Annotated in this window: 17 protein-coding genes; 15 read left to right on the forward strand and 2 right to left on the reverse strand. The window is 43.1% G+C overall.

Features of this window, described 5'->3' with window-relative positions; translation table 11 throughout:
• Window positions 1–31: 31 nt before the first annotated feature.
• The 10 genes from purB to purD all read left to right on the forward strand — a co-directional run bounded on the left by purB (window position 32) and on the right by purD (window position 11,125).
• Window positions 32–1,333, forward strand: coding sequence for an adenylosuccinate lyase (gene purB, locus BPOF4_RS01865; RefSeq protein WP_012957352.1), 1,302 nt, complete (start codon window positions 32–34; stop codon window positions 1,331–1,333).
• Window positions 1,334–1,406: 73 nt separating this feature from the next.
• Window positions 1,407–2,129, forward strand: coding sequence for a phosphoribosylaminoimidazolesuccinocarboxamide synthase (gene purC / locus BPOF4_RS01870; protein WP_012957353.1), 723 nt, complete (start codon window positions 1,407–1,409; stop codon window positions 2,127–2,129).
• The gene (gene purS / locus BPOF4_RS01875; RefSeq protein WP_012957354.1) at window positions 2,117–2,368 is read left to right on the forward strand and encodes a phosphoribosylformylglycinamidine synthase subunit PurS; all 252 of its coding nucleotides are present in this window, start codon (window positions 2,117–2,119) and stop codon (window positions 2,366–2,368) included. Before purC ends, purS begins: the two co-directional genes overlap by 13 nt.
• Window positions 2,365–3,048, forward strand: coding sequence for a phosphoribosylformylglycinamidine synthase subunit PurQ (gene purQ, locus BPOF4_RS01880; RefSeq protein WP_012957355.1), 684 nt, complete (start codon window positions 2,365–2,367; stop codon window positions 3,046–3,048). Before purS ends, purQ begins: the two co-directional genes overlap by 4 nt.
• The gene (purL, locus tag BPOF4_RS01885) at window positions 3,032–5,257 is read left to right on the forward strand and encodes a phosphoribosylformylglycinamidine synthase subunit PurL (RefSeq protein WP_012957356.1); all 2,226 of its coding nucleotides are present in this window, start codon (window positions 3,032–3,034) and stop codon (window positions 5,255–5,257) included. Before purQ ends, purL begins: the two co-directional genes overlap by 17 nt.
• Window positions 5,233–6,645 (forward strand): amidophosphoribosyltransferase, encoded by a 1,413-nt coding sequence (gene purF / locus BPOF4_RS01890; protein WP_012957357.1) that lies wholly within the window; start codon window positions 5,233–5,235, stop codon window positions 6,643–6,645. The genes purL and purF overlap by 25 nt, the downstream gene beginning before the upstream one ends.
• 36 nt (window positions 6,646–6,681) lie before the next feature.
• Window positions 6,682–7,716 carry a phosphoribosylformylglycinamidine cyclo-ligase gene (gene purM / locus BPOF4_RS01895; protein WP_012957358.1) on the forward strand — a complete coding sequence of 345 codons (1,035 nt, stop codon included), beginning with the start codon at window positions 6,682–6,684 and terminating at the stop codon, window positions 7,714–7,716.
• On the forward strand, window positions 7,716–8,309 hold the full coding sequence (gene purN / locus BPOF4_RS01900; RefSeq protein ID WP_012957359.1) for a phosphoribosylglycinamide formyltransferase: 594 nt from the start codon (window positions 7,716–7,718) through the stop codon (window positions 8,307–8,309). The genes purM and purN overlap by 1 nt, the downstream gene beginning before the upstream one ends.
• Window positions 8,306–9,835, forward strand: coding sequence for a bifunctional phosphoribosylaminoimidazolecarboxamide formyltransferase/IMP cyclohydrolase (gene purH, locus BPOF4_RS01905; RefSeq protein ID WP_012957360.1), 1,530 nt, complete (start codon window positions 8,306–8,308; stop codon window positions 9,833–9,835). The genes purN and purH overlap by 4 nt, the downstream gene beginning before the upstream one ends.
• A 15-nt stretch (window positions 9,836–9,850) precedes the next feature.
• On the forward strand, window positions 9,851–11,125 hold the full coding sequence (gene purD / locus BPOF4_RS01910) for a phosphoribosylamine--glycine ligase (RefSeq protein WP_012957361.1): 1,275 nt from the start codon (window positions 9,851–9,853) through the stop codon (window positions 11,123–11,125).
• On the opposite strand, the gene BPOF4_RS22880 is transcribed toward purD, so the two are convergent.
• Both BPOF4_RS22880 and BPOF4_RS01915 read right to left on the reverse strand, forming a co-directional pair.
• A complete protein-coding gene (locus tag BPOF4_RS22880; RefSeq protein WP_012957362.1) occupies window positions 11,100–11,210 on the reverse strand; it encodes an EYxxD motif small membrane protein in 111 nt (36 codons plus the stop codon). The genes purD and BPOF4_RS22880 overlap by 26 nt on opposite strands.
• Window positions 11,211–11,310: 100 nt before the next feature.
• Window positions 11,311–11,580, reverse strand: coding sequence for a YgaP family membrane protein (locus BPOF4_RS01915; RefSeq protein ID WP_012957363.1), 270 nt, complete (start codon window positions 11,578–11,580; stop codon window positions 11,311–11,313).
• Window positions 11,581–11,740: 160 nt separating this feature from the next.
• On the opposite strand from BPOF4_RS01915, the gene BPOF4_RS01920 reads away from it, so the two are divergent.
• The 5 genes from BPOF4_RS01920 (at window position 11,741) to BPOF4_RS01940 (ending at window position 16,515) form a co-directional block, all read left to right on the forward strand.
• Window positions 11,741–13,480 (forward strand): adenine deaminase C-terminal domain-containing protein, encoded by a 1,740-nt coding sequence (locus BPOF4_RS01920; RefSeq protein ID WP_012957364.1) that lies wholly within the window; start codon window positions 11,741–11,743, stop codon window positions 13,478–13,480.
• A 52-nt stretch (window positions 13,481–13,532) separates the two neighbouring features.
• Window positions 13,533–14,579 carry a DUF3048 domain-containing protein gene (locus BPOF4_RS01925; RefSeq protein ID WP_012957365.1) on the forward strand — a complete coding sequence of 349 codons (1,047 nt, stop codon included), beginning with the start codon at window positions 13,533–13,535 and terminating at the stop codon, window positions 14,577–14,579.
• Between the two features lie 18 nt (window positions 14,580–14,597).
• Window positions 14,598–14,909, forward strand: coding sequence for a YerC/YecD family TrpR-related protein (locus BPOF4_RS01930; RefSeq protein ID WP_012957366.1), 312 nt, complete (start codon window positions 14,598–14,600; stop codon window positions 14,907–14,909).
• 144 nt (window positions 14,910–15,053) lie between these two features.
• The gene (locus tag BPOF4_RS01935) at window positions 15,054–15,701 is read left to right on the forward strand and encodes a TraR/DksA C4-type zinc finger protein (RefSeq protein WP_012957367.1); all 648 of its coding nucleotides are present in this window, start codon (window positions 15,054–15,056) and stop codon (window positions 15,699–15,701) included.
• 157 nt (window positions 15,702–15,858) lie between these two features.
• Window positions 15,859–16,515: a vitamin K epoxide reductase family protein gene (locus BPOF4_RS01940; protein WP_012957368.1), complete on the forward strand. Its 657-nt coding sequence runs from the start codon at window positions 15,859–15,861 to the stop codon at window positions 16,513–16,515.
• The last annotated feature ends 183 nt before the right edge of the window (window positions 16,516–16,698 follow it).

Below are 16,698 nucleotides of genomic sequence, written 5' to 3' on the forward strand. Positions count from 1 at the left end.
TATTTTACTTATAAAGTTGGAGGATGGTTAGATGATCGAACGTTATACACGTCCTGAAATGGGTGCCATTTGGACAGAAGAAAATCGTTACAAAGCATGGTTAGAAGTAGAGATCGTAGCATGTGAAGCATGGGCAGAGCTTGGCGAAATTCCTAAAGAAGATGTGGCTAAAATTCGTGAGAACGCAAGCTTCGATGTAGCGCGTATCCACGAAATCGAAGCAGAAACAAGACATGATGTAGTGGCCTTCACTCGTGCCGTTTCAGAAACATTGGGAGAAGAGCGCAAGTGGGTGCATTACGGACTAACGTCTACAGATGTGGTTGATACCGCTTTATCTTATCTGCTTAAACAAGCAAATGAGATCTTACTGGCTGACTTAGAGCGTTTCTTAGCCATCATTAAAGATAAAGCGATTGAACATAAGTACACTGTAATGATGGGACGTACGCACGGTGTTCACGCTGAGCCGACGACATTTGGCTTGAAGCTTGGCCTTTGGTATGAGGAAATGAAACGCAACATCGAGCGCTTTAAGCATGCAGCAGAAGGAGTTCGTTTCGGTAAACTTTCAGGTGCTGTTGGAACCTATGCTAATATCGACCCTCGTGTAGAGGAGCTTGTTTGTGAGAATCTTGGACTTAATGCAGCTCCAATTTCTACGCAGACATTGCAGCGTGATCGTCATGCAGAATACATGGCATCGATTGCTCTTATCGCTACATCAATTGAGAAGTTCGCTGTAGAGATCCGCGGTCTGCAAAAGAGTGAAACGCGTGAAGTGGAAGAGTTCTTTGCTAAAGGACAAAAAGGATCATCGGCTATGCCGCATAAGCGTAACCCAATCGGCTCTGAGAATATGACAGGACTTGCACGTGTGATCCGCGGTCATATGCTGACAGCTTACGAGAATGTTCCATTATGGCATGAGCGTGATATTTCTCACTCTTCAGCTGAGCGTATCATTCTTCCAGATGCAACAATTGCGCTTAACTACATGTTAAATCGTTTCGGAAATATCGTGAAAAACTTAACGGTATTCCCTGAAAATATGAAACGCAATATGACTCGTACGTACGGCTTAATTTACTCACAGCGTGTATTATTATCTCTGATTGATAAAGGAATGGCTCGTGAGGAAGCATACGATCTTGTTCAGCCGAAGACGATGGAAGCTTGGGAGAAGGGGATTCAATTCCGTGAACTAGTGGAAGCTGAAGAAGCAATTACTGCCGTCCTCTCTAAAGAAGAGATTGATGATTGCTTCGACTACAACTATCACTTGCAGCATGTGGATACAATCTTCAAGCGTCTAGGACTAGAAGCGAATTAAATAAAATAGAGGAGTGAACAGCGCTCCTCTTCCACAAATAATATTGCCAATATTCTGAATGTGAGGGTGGAGTATGGAAAAACGTGAACTGTTATACGAGGGTAAAGCGAAGAAAATATATCGTACAGATAACGAGAGTATTTTGTGGGTTTCTTATAAAGATGACGCGACTGCCTTTAATGGAGAAAAGAAAGCTCAGCTTGAGGGTAAAGCAAGGCTGAATAATGAAATCACATCTCTCATCTTTAAGAATTTAGAGGCAGAGGGGCTTGAAACTCATTTTGTTGAAAGACTTTCAGAAACGGATCAGTTAGTGAGAAAAGTAGATATTGTTCCACTTGAAGTGGTTGTGAGAAATCAGGTAGCTGGAAGTATGGCAAAGCGCTTAGGGCTAGAAGAAGGATTGAAACTCGCGCGTCCTGTTGTGGAATTCTATTATAAAGACGACGCATTAGGCGACCCTCTTATTACAGAAGATCATATTGCGATACTCAGAGCTGCAACTCCTGAAGAGGTAGACCAGTTAAAATCAATGGCGCGTAAAGTAAACGAGCACCTGCAAAAGCTTTTTGCCACAATTGATATTAAATTAATTGATTTCAAACTTGAATTTGGCCGGACCGAGAGCGGTGAACTTCTTTTAGCAGATGAAATTTCACCGGATACATGCCGTCTTTGGGATATGGAAACAAACGAGCGTTTTGATAAAGATTTATTCAGACGTAATCTAGGAAACTTACAAGCTGGTTATCAAGAAATTTTAACTCGACTAGGAGGCCCAACATGTACAAAGTAAAAGTGTATGTAACGTTAAGAGAAAGTGTACTAGACCCTCAAGGAGTAGCAGTGAAAAGTGCTCTGCACACAATGGATTACAAAGAAGTAGAAGATGTACGTATTGGTAAATACTTAGAGCTTGCTGTAAATGAGACCGAAAATATTGAAGCTAGAATCGAAGAGATGTGTGAGAAACTGCTTGCTAATACAGTGATCGAAGACTACCGCTATGAAATCGAGGAGGTTGTCCCGTCATGAAATTTGCAGTAATCGTTTTTCCTGGCTCAAACTGTGATGCTGATATGTATCATGCCATCTCTGATGCTCTAGGAGCTGAAGCAGAGTACGTATGGCATCATGCAACCTCTCTTCAGGGATTTGACGGCATCTTGCTTCCGGGAGGGTTCTCACACGGCGACTACTTACGCTCAGGTGCGATTGCACGCTTTGCTCCTATTATGAAAGCTGTCATTGAGGCTGCTAAAGAAGGAAAGCCAGTGTTAGGTGTATGCAACGGATTTCAAATTTTACTAGAAGCAGGTCTTCTTCCTGGAGCGATGAAGCGTAACGAGGGATTAAAGTTCATTTGCAGACCAGCTGTCTTAACGGTTGAAAATGAAAAAACGATGTTTACAGCAGGCTATGAAAAGGGTCAGGAAATTACGATCCCAGTCGCGCATGGCGAAGGAAACTATGAATGTGATGATGCAACATTTAACGAACTTGAAAAGAACGGACAGATTATTTTCCGTTACAAAGACAATATCAACGGTTCACGTCATCAGATTGCTGGAATTATGAACGAAGCAGGAAATGTTTTAGGGATGATGCCGCACCCTGAGCGTGCAGTGGAAGCATTGCTTGGAAGTGACGATGGATTAGCATTATTTCAATCAATTGTACGAAATTGGAGGGAAACTCATGTCGCTACTACTTGAGCCTACAGCAGAAAGTGTAAAAGAAGAGAAACTCTACTTGGAAATGGGTCTGACAGATGCGGAATTTGAGCTGGCAGAATCCATTTTAGGACGCACACCAAATTATACGGAGACAGGCTTATTTTCCGTCATGTGGTCTGAACACTGTAGCTACAAAAATTCAAAAGTGCTGCTTCGCAAATTCCCGACTGAGGGAGAGAAGGTTCTTCAAGGTCCTGGAGAAGGAGCGGGGATTATTGATATTGGTGACTCACAAGCTGTCGTATTTAAAATCGAGAGCCATAATCATCCTTCAGCGATTGAGCCTTATCAAGGAGCAGCTACAGGTGTAGGCGGTATTCTCCGTGATGTATTTTCAATGGGAGCTCGTCCAATTTCGTTATTAAATTCACTGCGTTTTGGTGAGTTGACATCACCAAAAGTTCGTTACTTATTTGAAGAAGTTGTAGCTGGGATTGCTGGCTATGGTAACTGTATCGGTGTACCGACTGTTGGCGGCGAAGTTCAATTTGATCCTTGTTATGAAGGAAATCCGCTAGTAAACGCCATGTGTGTCGGTTTAATTGACCATAAGGATATTCAAAAGGGTCAGGCAAAAGGTGTCGGCAATACGGTGATGTATGTTGGAGCAAGCACGGGGCGTGATGGAATTCACGGGGCAACATTTGCCTCTGAAGAGCTTAGTGAGGATTCGGATGAAAAGCGTCCAGCCGTTCAAGTTGGCGACCCATTTATGGAGAAGTTATTGCTTGAAGCATGCCTTGAGCTGATCCAATCAGACGCCCTTGTAGGGATTCAAGATATGGGTGCAGCTGGATTAACGTCATCTTCAGCAGAGATGGCAAGTAAAGCGGGCTCAGGTATTGAGATGAACCTAGACCTCATCCCTCAGCGTGAAAAAGGGATGACGCCATATGAGATGATGCTCTCAGAATCGCAGGAGCGTATGCTGATCGTTGTCAAAAAAGGCCGCGAACAAGAGATTAAAGAAATCGTCGATCGTTGGGGCTTACTATCAGCTGAAGTTGGAGTTGTAACTGATGATAAACGTCTTCGCCTTCTTCACAACGGAGACATTGTAGCAGATGTTCCTGTTGATGCGCTGGCAGAAGAAGCACCGGTTTATCACAAGCCATCGAAGGTACCTGCTTACTACGAGGAGTTCCAAAAACAAGAGGCATGGACACCGGAAATTGACGATCCAAAAGAAACATTGATCCAATTGCTTGCGCAGCCAACGATCGCAAGTAAAGAGTGGGTGTATGACCAATACGATCACATGGTTCAGACAAATACGGTTGTCACTCCGGGTTCTGATGCGGCAGTTGTTCGTATCCGTGGAACACGCAAGGCACTTGCCATGACAACTGATTGTAATTCACGTTACTTATATTTAGACCCAGAAGTAGGCGGTCAAATCGCGATTGCTGAAGCTGCTCGTAATATCGTTTGTTCTGGTGCGACACCGCTTGGCTTAACAGACGGTTTAAATTACGGAAGTCCTGATAAACCAGAGATCTTCTGGCAGTTAGAGAAATCAACTGACGGCATGAGCGAGGCTTGTCGTATTCTTGAAACACCTGTTATCGGCGGAAATGTCTCGCTTTACAATGAAACGAACGGCGTTGCTGTTTACCCAACACCGGTAATCGGCATGGTGGGACTTATTGAAGATGTAGATCATATCACGACTCAAACATTTAAAGAAGCAGGAGACTTCATCTATCTCATTGGTGATACAAAGGCTGAATTTGGAGGCAGTGAGCTTCAAAAAATGCTGAACGGCTCGATCTCAGGCAAGGCGCCTACACTTGATCTTGAAGTGGAGAAAGCTCATCAACACATGTTATTAACAGCAATCAAATCAGGGCTTGTTGCCTCTGCTCATGATGTAGCAGAAGGCGGCGTGGGAGTAGCACTTGCAGAGAGCTTAATTGGAACAGAACTTGGGGCAGATGCAGCATTAAATGGGGAGATTATCTCACAGCTGTTTGCTGAATCTCAATCTAGATTTATCGTTTCAGTGAAGCCGGAGCACCAAGCTCAATTTGAGCAAGTAGTAAAAGCGACCTTAATTGGTCAAGTCACAAATGATCCATCGCTTGTTGTAAAATCAGCTGATGAGAAGACGGTACTGAATGTATCAGTAGATGAAATGACTAAGGCTTGGAAGGGAGCCATTCCATGTTTGCTGAAATCAAAGGCTTAAATGAAGAATGTGGTGTATTCGCTGTCTGGGGTCATAAGGATGCTGCTCAAATTACGTATTATGGGCTGCACAGCTTACAGCATAGAGGACAAGAAGGAGCTGGCATCGTCGTCACAGACGGTGAACAGCTCTCCGTTCATAAAGGAATGGGACTTGTAAATGAAGTATTCAGACCAGAGGACCTAACATTGCTGCACGGAAAAGGAGCGATTGGCCACGTTCGTTACGCTACAGCAGGCGGAGGCGGCTTTGCCAATGTGCAGCCGCTCCTATTCCGCTCTCAGCGCGGGAGTTTAGCGCTTGCTCATAACGGTAATCTAGTGAATGCCAACAATCTGAAGCATCAGCTAGAAGGGCAAGGCAGTATCTTTCAATCGACTTCTGATACAGAAGTGTTAGCTCACTTAATTAAACGCAGCGGGTACTACACACTAGAGGATCAACTGAAAAATGCTCTAAGTATGTTAAAAGGAGCCTATGCGTTTGCGGTCATGAATGAGACTCAACTAATGGTCGCTCTTGACCCGAATGGCTTGCGTCCGCTCTCTATTGGACGCCTTGGAGATGCTTATGTGGTAGCAAGTGAGACTTGTGCATTTGATATTATTGGAGCTGAGTACGAGCGGGATGTGCAGCCGGGTGAGCTTGTTATTATTGATGATAATGGCTTACGTTCTGAGCGTTTTGTCAGCTCGCAGCCAAGAGCTATCTGCAGTATGGAATATGTTTATTTTGCTCGTCCTGACAGTAATGTCGATGGGGTGAATGTTCATACCGCAAGAAAGAATCTCGGAAAGCAGCTGGCATATGAAGCACCTATTGAAGCGGATGTTGTGACAGGAGTACCGGATTCTAGTATTTCAGCAGCGATTGGCTATGCAGAGCAGACCGGCATCCCGTATGAGCTTGGATTAATTAAAAACCGTTATGTCGGAAGGACGTTTATCCAGCCTTCACAAGAGCTTCGTGAGCAAGGAGTGAAAATGAAGCTGTCAGCCGTGCGCGGTGTAGTAGAAGGGAAGCGCGTGGTAATGATTGATGATTCGATTGTACGCGGAACAACGAGCAGACGAATAGTACGGATGCTTCGTGAAGCGGGGGCAAAAGAAGTTCATGTACGTATCAGTTCACCGCCTATAAAGAACCCGTGCTTTTACGGAATCGATACATCCACTACAGAAGAGCTGATTGCATCGAATCATTCCATTGAAGAAATGAGAGACATGATGGGTGCAGATACATTAGCTTTCTTATCAACAGAAGGACTTATGGAAGGCATTGGCCGTGACAGTCTAGAACCTAATTGTGGGCAGTGTTTAGCATGCTTTACAGGACAGTACCCAACAGAGATCTATGCGGATACACTTCATCCACATGCAAAAGTATAACAATCGATTTATTGGAATAAAGGGGAGGAACCAAGGATGTCAGAAGCATATAAGCAAGCCGGAGTAGACATTGAAGCAGGATATGAAGCCGTTCGTCGTATGGGCCAGCATGTTAATCGTACAAATCGCCCAGGAGTCATGGGGGGATTAGGCGGTTTTGGAGGCATGTTCGACCTTTCAAGCTTAAAAATGAAAGAGCCCGTATTAGTATCAGGAACAGACGGGGTAGGAACGAAGCTGATGCTTGCCTTTATGATGGATAAGCACGATACGATCGGTGTCGATGCGGTTGCGATGTGTGTGAATGATATCGTAGTTCAAGGGGCTGAGCCATTGTATTTCCTTGATTATTTAGCTGTAGGAAAGGCTGATCCCGTTCGGATTGAGGCGATTGTAAAAGGGGTGGCTGATGGCTGTGAGCAAGCAGGCTGTGCCTTGATTGGCGGAGAAACAGCTGAAATGCCGGGCATGTATAGTGCAGAAGAATATGATGTAGCGGGCTTTTCAGTCGGTGCGGTTGAGAAGAGCGATTTGCTTACAGGGGAAGAAATTACTCCAGGCGATATTGTGATTGGGCTTTCATCAAACGGTCTCCACAGCAATGGCTTTTCTTTAGTCCGAAAAGTATTTCTAGAGGACAACAAGCTTTCGTTACATGACACTCTTCCTGGACTTGATGGCACGTTAGGAGAAGAATTGCTTACACCAACGAGAATTTACGTGAAACCTTTATTAGAAGTGCTTCGTACTTACTCTGTTCACGGTCTGGCCCATGTAACCGGAGGCGGTTTTTACGAAAATATTCCGCGTATGCTTCCTGATGGCTGCGGTGTTGAAATTGATTTTGGTTCTTGGCCGATCCACCCTGTTTTCTCACTGCTTGAAGAGTACGGCAGTCTATCAAAAAAGGATATGTTTAGTGCGTTTAATATGGGGATTGGCATGATTGCGGTCGTTCCTGAAAAAGACCATACCAATGTGATTCGTACCCTTGAAGCACAAGGTGAAAAAGCATTCATTATCGGAAGAGTGACAAGCGGTGCTGGAGTTACGATCGGAGGCCTTGATTGATGAGGCGGATAGCTGTTTTTGCTTCTGGAAACGGGACAAATGCACAAGCGATTATTGATCAAGCAAAAAGCGGCGTGCTCGAATGTGAAGTGGTGCTTGTTGTGAGTGATAAGCCGAATGCCTTTGCATTAACACGAGCAAAAAATGCAGGGATCGACACGTTCAGTTTTAAGCCATCTGATTTCAAAAATAAAGAAAGCTACGAGTCCGAGTTGGTCCAGAAGTTAAAAGAGAAAAACGTACAGCTTATTGCGTTAGCCGGTTATATGCGCTTGATAGGACCAACGCTGCTTCAGGCATTTGAGGGGAGAATCGTGAATATCCATCCATCTTTATTACCGCAATTCCCTGGTCTTGATGCGATCGGCCAAGCGATGAATGCTGGTGTAAGGGAGACTGGTGTGACGATTCATCTTGTCGATTCAGGAATGGATACCGGTCCGATTATTGCTCAAGAAAAGGTGCTGGTTGATCAAGATGATACAATAGAAACATTAACAACAAAGATACAAGCAGTAGAACATAGGCTTTATCCTGCGACACTAAGGGAGTGGGCAGAGTCTGTAGAGCTGGAAGGAGTTATGAGCAAATGAAGAGAAGAGCATTAGTCAGTGTATCAAACAAAGAAGGCATTATCCCTTTTGTAGAAGGTTTAGTGAAAGAGGGATTTGAAGTTGTTTCTACAGGTGGAACGAAAAAAGCAATTCAAGAGGCAGGCATTCCTGTAACAGGGATTCAAGATGTGACAGGATTTCCTGAAATCTTAGAAGGCCGCGTTAAAACCCTTCACCCAAATATCCATGGTGGATTGCTTGCGATGCGTGATAAAGAGGATCATAAAGCGCAGCTTGAAGAACATAATATTACACCGATTGATGTGGTTGTTGTGAACCTTTATCCTTTTCAACAAACGATCGCAAAACCAGGTTCAACATTTGAAGACGCGATTGAAAATATTGATATCGGCGGCCCGAGCATGCTTCGTGCGGCAGCTAAAAACCATAAGCATGTGACGGTTGTTGTAGACCCGCAAGATTATGACACAGTTCTAGCTGAACTAAAAAGTGGTGTGACTGCTGAAACACGCCGCCGCCTAGCTGCAAAAGTATTTCGTCATACAGCTTCTTATGATGCTGTCATCGCAGAATATTTGACGGAAGCAGCGGGAGAAGGAAGTCCGGAAACTTTAACAGTTACATATGAGAAAAAACAAAGCCTGCGCTATGGTGAAAACCCTCATCAAAAAGCAACATTTTATAAAAAGCCGCTTGCAAAAAAAGGATCAATTGCCACAGCCGTTCAATTACACGGAAAAGAGCTCTCTTACAATAATATTAATGATGCCAACGCGGCTCTTGCGATTGTGAAAGAATTTACAGAGCCTGCTTGTGTAGCTGTTAAACATATGAACCCATGTGGTGTAGGTACTGGTGAGACAATTGAACAAGCATATGATAAGGCTTATGAAGCAGATCCAGTTTCAATCTTTGGCGGGATAATTGCACTTAATAAAGAGGTAGACAAACAAACAGCGCTTAAAATGAAAGAAATCTTCTTAGAGATTATTATTGCGCCTGCATTTACTGAAGAAGCACTTGAAGTATTAAAAGAAAAGAAAAACCTTCGCCTTTTAACAGTGGATACAACAAAAGCCGAAGGGAAAGAAGCAAGCTTAACATCGATTCACGGTGGGCTACTTGTTCAAGATGAGGATACTTTCAGTTTTGATGAAGCGGATATCTCTGTACCGACAAAACGTGAACCTACTGAAGAAGAGTGGAGTGCATTGAAACTTGCTTGGAAAGTCGTGAAGCATGTGAAATCAAACGCAATTGTTCTAGCAAATGATCAAATGACTGTAGGTGTTGGAGCTGGTCAAATGAATCGTGTGGGAGCAGCTGCGATTGCACTTGAGCAAGCAAGTGAGCGTATGGAAGGCGCGGTTATGGGTTCAGATGCTTTCTTCCCAATGGGTGATACAGTAGAAGCAGCAGCAAAAGCTGGCGTACGTGCGATCATTCAGCCTGGCGGATCAATCCGTGATCAGGAATCAATTGATATGGCTGATCGTTATGATATTGCGATGGTATTTACAGGAGTACGTCATTTCAAACATTAAGAGGAGGCGTCTTGGATGAATGTGCTTGTTATCGGAAGCGGCGGACGTGAACATACAATTGCTTGGAAATTAAATCAGAGTAAGCAAGTGGATCAAGTATTCGTGGCTCCTGGAAATGATGGGATGAAAGATGTGGCAGTAACTGTTCCAATCAGTGAGACAGATCACGCAGGGCTTATCCAGTTTGCGAAAGAAAATGAAGTCGAGCTGACTGTTGTTGGACCAGAGGTGCCTCTTTTGGCAGGTGTGGTGGATGCATTTTCTGCAGCTGGCTTAAAAGCATTCGGCCCGACAAAAGCAGCAGCGCGTCTTGAAGGAAGTAAATCGTTTGCAAAACAAATCATGCAGAAATACACTATCCCAACAGGAGCGTATGACACATTTACAGACTACAATTCAGCTGTCCAATACGTAAAAGAAAAGGGAGCTCCTATAGTTATTAAAGCTGACGGATTGGCTGCGGGTAAGGGTGTAGTTGTAGCGATGACTGAAGAGGAAGCGGTCGCTGCCCTTCATTCTATGCTTAATGATGATGCCTTTGGTGAAGCTGGTGCCTCGGTTGTCATTGAAGAATACTTAGAAGGCGAAGAGCTTTCGTTAATGGCGTTTGTGAACGGAGACATTGTCGTACCGATGGTTGCTGCTCAAGATCATAAGAGGGCATTTGACAATGACGAGGGTCCGAATACTGGCGGCATGGGAGCTTATTCACCTGTACCTCAGTTTGGTGAAGAGCAAATAAAAGAAGCGGTCGAGACAATCTTAAAACCGACTGCAGCTGCGATGATTAAGGAAGGTCATCCATTTACAGGTATCTTATATGCGGGGTTAATGATGACGACAGCAGGTCCTAAAGTAATTGAATTTAACGCGCGCTTTGGCGACCCAGAAACACAAGTGGTGCTGCCGCGGTTAGAATCTGATTTAGAGCAGGTCATGCTAACGCTGTTAAACGGGGAAAAGCCAGAACTTAGCTGGTCAGATGATGCAGTCATTGGAGTGGTGATGGCGAGTAAAGGCTATCCGGTGTCTTATGAGAAGGGCTCGGTCATCAACGGACTCGACACATTAAAAGACGACAAAGCATTTGTTTTTCACGCCGGAACAAAGCATGTAGATGATAACTGGGTAACAAACGGCGGCCGCGTCTTATTAGTCGCTTCAAAAGCGAAAACACTAAGCACGGCTAAAGAAACGGTTTATGAGACCATTAAGCATATCCAGAGTGATGGGCTGTTTTATCGAACTGATATAGGCCATAAAGCTATTTCACGCGTTTCTTCTTCATAAACACATATAAAAATGCAACAATACTTCCTATCAGTAAAATATAAATAAAAAGTGAATCTGTTGCATATTCTTGAATATTGAACATGTTGTCACCTCCAGTGATGATAAACCGTATAAGTTCTAGACTTATACGGTTTTTGTTTTTTTAGACGAAGCGCCAGTGCAGTCACCTTAGCTTTTCGTTCCTATGACGGGTTCATTACTCTGCCGTCTTGGTGGTGTTCGTCGTCGTGGCTTTGGTGGTGGTTGTGGTCCAATAGTTCGCTTTTGGCTAAATAGACAAGCGGGCAGAAGCGGGTAATTCCTTCTGCGATCTTCATGCCGCCTAACATGGCAGCTAGGAGTGAGCGATTGCGATTTGGTTTTCGTACCATTTTTGCGATTGAGTAAGCAAGGACAGTAAAGCCTGCTGTAATTCGGATTAATGCATCAATTCGTCCAATATTTGGTTTCATTTTACATCAACTGCCTTTCTTGTGAACGTGTTCACGAATTTGTTAAAAAAACATGTAAAAAGATTTGACAACTTTAGTGAGTTAATGAGTGATTGTATGGTACGATAGGAGCAACAGAATAATTTACAAAAAACAGGAACTTGGAAACGGGTGATTTCACATGACGGAGCGAATTTATCGCTGGACAAAAAAACGTTTACGCCAACAACTCGAAGTTGTTAGAGGAGAGCAGGCGCCTTCGCTCGTCCTAAAAAATGCAACCTACTTAAACCATGCGAGAAAGAAATGGTTACAAGCAAATATATGGATTGCACAGGATCGTATTGTCTATGTTGGAGACGATCTGCCTAACACATTAGATGGAACAGAAATTGTGGACTGTTCAGATCAATATATAGTCCCTGGATATATCGAGCATCATGCTCATCCATTTCAACTTTATAATCCCCACAGCTTTGCAAAATATGCAGCTTCACGTGGAACGACAACCTTGATTAATGACAACATGATGTTCTTTTTAAATCTCGAAAAAAAGAAAGCGCTTTCTTTGATAGAGGCACTTGATGAGCTTCCAACCTCTATGTATTGGTGGTGCCGCTATGATGCTCAGACCGAATTAAAAAGTGAGGAAGCGTTCTCGAATTCCAAAATGAAAGCATGGCTTGAGCATCATTTAGTCATCCAAGGCGGGGAGTTGACTTCTTGGCCGAAGGTATTGACCGGAGATGATGCCACTCTTCATTGGATGCAGGAGACCACAAGACTTAGAAAACCGATTGAAGGGCATTTGCCTGGAGCTTCAGAGAAGACATTATCTCAAATGGCCTTGCTTGGTGTGACCTGTGATCATGAAGCGATGACAGGAGAAGAGGTCGTAAGAAGATTGAATTTAGGATATACAACGTCTCTAAGACACTCATCTATCCGCCCGGATCTGCCGAAGCTGCTTAAAGAAATGCAAGAGCTTGGGGTAGATGTGTTTGATCGTTGCATTATGACTACAGATGGTTCTACACCAACGTTTTATGAAGACGGAGTCATGGATCATTTGATTAAAATAGCCCTTGATGCAGGGATTGAACCAATTGATGCCTATGCGATGGCAACATATAATGTGGCGAAATATTATAACTTGGATCATAAGTTAGGGATGATTGCTCCTGGTCGAGTGGCTCATCTGAACTTTTTAAATGATATAAATGATCCTAAGCCAACCTCAGTCATTGCAAAAGGTCAATGGGTTGTAAGAGATGGCCGTCAATGCGAAGGATATGAGTCTTTTCCATGGGAGGATTATGGAATTGAGCCTCTGAAAATTGATTGGGAATTAGAAGAAGATGATCTTCACTTTTCGATGCCAATGGGAATTGAAATGGTGAATGCTGTTATTTTAAAGCCTTATCAAATTCCAATTGAATGCACAGACCGCACCTTAAGCCAAGATCACGACGAAAGCTTCTTTGTGATGTTAGATAAGAATGGAAAGTGGCTGATCACTTCTATGCTAAAAGGATTTGCCAATCGTATCTCAGGCTTTGCGAGCTCGTTTTCAAACACTGGCGACATCGTCTTAATTGGTAAAAACATTTCGGATATGGTTAGAGCCTTTAATGCACTAAAAGAACAAGGCGGAGGGATGGCGCTTGTAGAAGACGGAGAAGTTATCGGTTCAATCCCATTGAATTTATTCGGTATGCTGTCTAATAAAAATATGAATGAGGTCATTAAAGAAGAAAAAGAGTTTGTAGGCATGCTTCGTGAGCGTGGATATAAACATGAAGACCCTATATACAGCCTGCTGTTCTTCTCATCCACCCATCTCCCGTATATACGTGTCACACAAAGCGGGATTTATGATGTTCATAAGAAAACGGTACTCTTTCCTTCGATTATGCGTTAAACTATAAAAGAGTTTATGGTTTATATTATTTAGTAAAGGGCGTAGACATTCAATGAAATGGTGGATGATTATAGCGGTTGCAGCTACAATGTTTACAGTCGCAGGATGCAGCAATGATTCGACAGATGAGAGTGAACCAACAAATACAGAACAAGATGCAGAAACAATGGAGGAAGAGTCAGAAGAGAATGCCGCAGAATTACCTTTTACTCATCCACTAACTGGAATGAAAAGCGAATATGAAGCAAAGAACCGGCCGGTCGCAGTCATGATTAATAATCACCCAGCAGCGAGACCTCAAACTGGCCTCGTGGATGCGGATGTCATGTATGAGGTGTTAGCTGAGGGGGAAATGACACGTTTTGTGGCCATTTTCCACAGCACGCTGCCAGAAGAAGTCGGGCCGGTCAGAAGTGCAAGAGAATATCATATTGAACTCGTTAATGGATATGACGCAGCTTTTGTGACACACGGTTGGAGTCCAGGAGCCGAGCAGCAGCTTCGGGCTGGCAGAACCGATTATTTAAGCGGGCTTCAATATGATGGGAGCTTGTTTCAGCGTTCAAGTGACCGCCGTGCACCACATAATTCCTATATCACATTTGAAAACATAAAAAAGGGTATTGAGCAGGAAGGGTATGAGTGGGAAGCTGAAGTCACTCCGCTTACTTTTTATACAAATGATGATATACAGGTAGTAGGAAATGCGGCTTCTGAAGTTGTGATTAATTATTTAAATCGTAATGAGGTCACATACTCTTATGATGAGACAACAGGAATGTATCACCGCTTTAACGGGGAGATGCAGACTGTTGATTACAAAACGGACGAGCCTCTAGAAGCAGCAAATCTGTTTATCGTGGAAACAGGTCACCGGGTAGTCGATGATGCAGGCCGCAGGGAAATTAATTTGACCGAAGGCGGACGAGGTCTTCTTATACAAAGCGGCATTGCGAATGAAGTGATGTGGAAAAACATTGACGGTAAGATACTTCCTGTTGACGAGAATGAAAATGAAATGCCACTTAAGCCAGGCTTAACTTGGATTAATATTGTTCCCTCCTCACCAGGTATGGATGAGAGTGTAACCTATAATTAGTGAAAGGTGTGTGGATCTATGCAGATTGATAAATTGAGAGGCAGAGAATTAGATCAATTGTTCAATGCGATCTTGTCGCTTAAAGACCTTGATGAATGTTATGAGTTTTTTGATGATCTATGTACTATAAATGAAATTCAGTCCCTTGCACAGCGTCTTGAAGTAGCACGTATGCTTAGAAATGGGTATACATATCATAAAATTGAGACGGAAACAGGTGCAAGTACGGCAACGATTTCGAGGGTGAAACGCTGTTTAAACTATGGGAATGACGGCTATAAAATGACTCTTGAGCGAATTAAAGAAGAAGAACCGGTTGAAGAAAAATAAGCAGTTAAGGCATGAGGTTTATCTACAAACCTTATGCCTTTTTACATTCTCAAGATGTTTACTTTTCCTTAATTACGTGTATTACCTTATTAACAGATTGATTATGTAAAGACTAAATAGGAATCCAATTTGGAGGTATATACGATGTTAACGAATGAGCAGCTACAAACATTAGAAAATAAACTGCTTCAGATGAAAAAGGAAATAGAAGACCGAGTATCAGATGACACGAGCGAGGCAGACTTAGAAAACCAGGGGGAGGATACGGGAGAATTATCGAACTACGACAACCATCCTGGTGATCTTGCAACCGAGCTTCATGATCGTGAATTAGAAGCAGCTCTTGATCAGCATTCCAAAGATGAACTAGAGGAAATTAATCAAGCCCTTGCTGCCATTGAAGATGGGACGTACGGAATTTGTGAAGTGTGCGGAGAGCCGATTCCTTTTGAGCGGCTAGAAGCTCTCCCGACAGCTAGACGCCGGATCGAGCATGCGGATGTGAATATAGAGGATGAAACGAGAAGGCCGGTAGAGGAAGAAGTGATGAATCCAACGATCGCGGCTCGTGAAGAGGAAGAGAATGAAATGATTTATGATCGTGAGGACACGTGGAGAGATATTAGCGAGCATGGGACGAGTGAATCGCCATCTGATCTAACGGATCCTGAAGAAGGTTATAATCCAGAGCCGGCAGAAGAGGAGCCGATGACGGAGCTGGATCAACAAAAAGTAGCTGATATTAAAGGAAATGACTCTGGCCGCACGTCAGATCGAAAAGAGCATAAGTAAGCAGGATACGAGTAGAGACACATGAAGCCATCATGTGTCTTTTTATGCTGTTGAAGGGAAAATAAAGAAGGACTTATCTCACCTATTGAAATACCCGTTAGGTATATTAATATGATCATATACCTAACGGGGTATTATGATAAATGGAGGGATAGTTATGAAAGAGATAGTTCAGGAGAGCACTGTTACGTTAGAAAGAGAAGGAAAACAAGAAAGAATTAATGATACAACCTATACGTATGGAACGATGGTACCTAAGCTGTTTGCTGCTTTTATTGCTGTAGCAGCGATTGGGTGGGCTGTAAGTACGTTCTTAAGTGGTGTCCACTTCTGGGTACTGCCATTGCCTGCTGAATTCGATGTAACTGGTACACCGTGGGCAGTTATGACTAGCGAATGGGCATATGTAGGTAGTATTCCATTGGCTTTATTGGGAGCATTTTATTATCTAACGGTATTATTACTCGCAGGTTTGTGGTTTTACTCAAGTCATCCTTTAGTTCTTAAAATTTTAACGCCAATGACAGTGATTGGTGTGATGTCTTCTGCATTTTTTGTTTATCTGCAATTATTTGTTATTGAAGCAATTTGTCCATTTTGCTTAGTGTCGGCTGTAGCTACAACGATCCTTTTAACCCTTGAGATTATTATGGTACGCATGAGTCAACTGCCTTCACTGTCTCAATTATTACGTAATGCTCGTACTGCATTTGATGTAAAAGGGTTAGGGTGGATGGTATTAATGTTTATGGTAGCTTCACTTGCTGTACTTAGTTTTTGGTTTGTCACAATCATTCCTGCACCTGGGGTATAGGAAAGAGCGACATTAGAAATGAGCTCATGTGACTCTAAAGGTGTGATTTCTATATGAAATCACATCTTTTTTTATGATTATTAATAATAAAATACTGCCTTGCAATCTTTACATGCCTCGATAAAAGAGGTTCGTAATAGACACTCTTGCGGATACCATATAGGTGTGCTTGTATTCTAAAAA

The sequence above is a fragment of the Alkalihalophilus pseudofirmus OF4 genome (genome assembly GCF_000005825.2).
GTDB classification, from domain to species: Bacteria; Bacillota; Bacilli; order Bacillales; family Bacillaceae_D; genus Alkalihalophilus; species Alkalihalophilus pseudofirmus.